Here is a 3,095-nt window from a genome sequence, read left to right on the forward strand (position 1 = left end):
ACGCGGCGTAGCGGATGACCTGATGCTGGACCACATCTCCATCACCGTGTCGGACATTTCAGCGGCCGAGCGCTTCTACGACGCGATCATGAAGGAACTCGGGGTGGTCAAGGTCGGCCGCCGCGAGGACTGGCTGGGCTATGGCGAGCGCTCGCGTCCGGCGTATCCCGAGCGGGTCTACATCTCGATCCGCAAGGGTGACAAGCCCGAGGATGCGCCGGGCCGCCACTGGTGCTTCAAGGCGAAATGGCGAACCCAGGTCGACGCGTTCTGGGATGCCGGGATCGCGGCCGGCGGGGCCGACGACGGCGCGCCGGGCCTGCGCAGCTATCACGCGTCGTACTACGCGGCGTTCTTGCGCGACCCCGACGGCAACCGCATCGAGGCTGTCTGCCACCACGCGGTGTGACCCGGTCGCGAGCCCGCGGTCAGGTGCCAGGCAGCGGCGTTTCCATCACATCGAGAATAGATCCCACGCCCTGGCGCAACCGCCTTGTCGCGCTGTCCTCCGCCGACAGGCCGAATGCCACCAGCGAGCGTCCGGTCACCGCGTAGTCGTGACCGAACGGGAACGTGGCAAGTTGCACGTCGGGCTGGTTGGTGTCGATCAGACCCAGCCATTCCTTGCCTTCCGGCACCGACGGCAGGGTGAAATTCACCACATCGAAATGCGCGTTGTAGACTAGCAGCAGCGTCGCATCGGATCCCCGGCGTCTGATCCCGCTCTCCTGCGCGCGTCCATCGAGCAGCATGCCGAAACAGCGGGCATTGCCGTCGTGCCAATGGTCGGTCGTCATCTCGTCGCCCGATGGCGACAGCCATGTGACGTCCTTGACGTCGAGTTCCTCATTGTGGGCGCCGACGAAAAAGCGTCCGCGATAAAGGATGGGGAATGCTTTCCGCATGGCGATCACCTTGCGGGTGAATTCGCGCAACGAGCGGCCCTGCGACGTGATGCCGAGCCAGTCGAGCCAGGAGATTTCGTTGTCCTGCGCGTAGGCGTTGTTGCTGCCCTGCTGGGTGTGGCCGAATTCATCTCCTGCCAGCAGCATCGGGGTGCCGTGCGAAAGCATCATGGTGGCGATGAAGTTGCGCTTCTGACGCTCGCGCAGCTCAATGATCTCGGGATCGTCGGTCGGGCCCTCGACGCCGTGGTTCCACGAATGATTGTTGGAATGACCGTCCCGGTTTTCTTCGCCGTTCGCTTCATTGTGCTTTTCATTATAGGAAACGAGGTCGTTGAGATTGAAGCCATCATGCGCGGTGACGAAATTGACGCTCGACCAGGGTTTTCGTCCGCGCTTGTTGAAAAGGTCGCCCGATCCGGTGATGCGCTTGGCGAACTCGGGCAGCACACCTGAATCGCCCTTCCAGAAACTGCGTGCGGTGTCACGAAATTTGTCGTTCCATTCCGCCCAACCCGGTGGAAACTGTCCGACCTGATAGCCGCCGGGGCCGATGTCCCACGGCTCGGCAATCAGTTTGACGCTGGACAGCACAGGGTCCTGCCGGCAGGCGTCGAGGAAGCCGCCGCCTTCGTCGAACCCGTAGGGCTCGCGCGCCAAAATGGTGGCGAGGTCGAAGCGGAATCCGTCGACATGCATCTCGGTCGCCCAGTAGCGAAGCGAGTCCGCGACCATTTGCAGGACGCGTTGATGCGACAGATTGACGGTGTTGCCGGTGCCGGTATCGTTGATGTAGTAGCGCTTCTGGTCCGGCATCAGGCGATAGTAGCTCGCATTGTCGATCCCCTTGAACGACAGCGTCGGTCCGAGCTCGTTTCCTTCGGCGGTATGGTTGTAGACGACATCGAGGATCACCTCGATTCCATGCGCGTGAAACTGGTTCACCATCTCCTTGAATTCGCTCACCATCGGTGACTGCAAATAGCGCGGCTCCGGCGCGAAGAAGGCCAGCGAATTATAGCCCCAGTAGTTTCTCAATCCCTTTTCTTCGAGATAGCTGTCGTCGACAAAGGCGTGGATCGGCAGAAACTCCGCGCTGGTGACGCCCAGCGAACGCAGATAGGCCGGGATGTTCGGATTGGCGAGGCCGGCAAAGGTGCCGCGGTCGGCTTCCGGCACCAGCGGATGAAGTTTTGTAAAACCCTTGACATGCATCTCGTAGAAAATCGTGCGCTCCCAGGAGATTTCCGGCTTGCGCGAGGCGCCCCAAGTAAAGGCCTGGTCGATCACCCGGCATTTTTGCATCAGCGGCGCGCTGTCGCGGTCGTCGAATGACTTGTCCTTGTCGGCGTGGTCCATCTTGTAGGCGAACAGTTCCGGCCCCCAGCGCAGCTGTCCGACCAGCTGCTTGGCATAGGGATCGATCAGCAGCTTGTTGGGATTGAAGCGGTGTCCGGCGTCGGGCTCGAAGGGTCCATGGACGCGATAGCCGTAGACGGTTCCGGGACGGGCGGCCGGAAGATAGCCGTGCCAGACCTCGTCGGTATATTCCGGCAGCTCGATCCGCTCGAGTTCTGTCTCGCCGTTGTCGTCGAACAGGCAAAGCTCCACCTTGGTGGCGTTGGCGGAGAACAGTGCGAAATTGACGCCGAGGCCGTCCCAGGTGGCGCCGAGGGGAAACGGTTTGCCTTCCCTGATCGTCGAGCGCCGCAGCACCTGCATTGCCTTCGCCAGCGTCGTTTCGCCCCGGGTGGAAATGTTCATGAAGCCGTTCCCCAAAGAGAGAAGAACGGGTGCGGCTTTAATCGGTTCCCTTCCTGAATAAGCGGCGCTTGGGTGCGATGATCTGCGAGCCACCGCCAGCGGCGCACGCCGAATGAACCGCCAGGAAAGCGGTGCCAGCGTAGGGGGCAGGCCGGGCCATCCAAGTCGCGGGGTTCGTCTTGGCGTCCCGGGGCGGCCGGGGACGATTGATCCAACTCAGGACCGCAAACCCTGCAGCCATGCTCATGGCCGCAGCCTAATTAAAATGGGATGCCGTGAGGGTTCAGGCCCGCAATCCGTGAACGCCGTCCACTCCGTGCGGGGGGGGCGACGGTGGCAAAAGTGCATGGCTCACCGGGGAGATCACCTATAAGTCGTAAACCACTGCGCGGGGAATGCCGGGTGATTCCGGTGTGACCTGACAAC

At 62.0% G+C, this 3,095-nt stretch carries 2 protein-coding genes; one reads left to right on the plus strand and one right to left on the minus strand.

From position 1 onward, the window contains the following. On the plus strand, positions 1–409 hold a 409-nt coding region (locus tag Q8N40_RS05415; protein WP_305711082.1), incomplete at its 5' end, for a VOC family protein. 19 nt (positions 410–428) lie between these two features. Here Q8N40_RS05415 and glgX read toward each other — a convergent pair. Next, positions 429–2,669 (minus strand): glycogen debranching protein GlgX, encoded by a 2,241-nt coding sequence (gene glgX / locus Q8N40_RS05420; RefSeq protein ID WP_305711083.1) that lies wholly within the window; start codon positions 2,667–2,669, stop codon positions 429–431. Between the last annotated feature and the right edge of the window lie 426 nt (positions 2,670–3,095).

It is taken from the genome of Bradyrhizobium sp. (assembly GCF_030693485.1).
Taxonomy (GTDB): domain Bacteria; phylum Pseudomonadota; class Alphaproteobacteria; order Rhizobiales; family Xanthobacteraceae; genus Bradyrhizobium.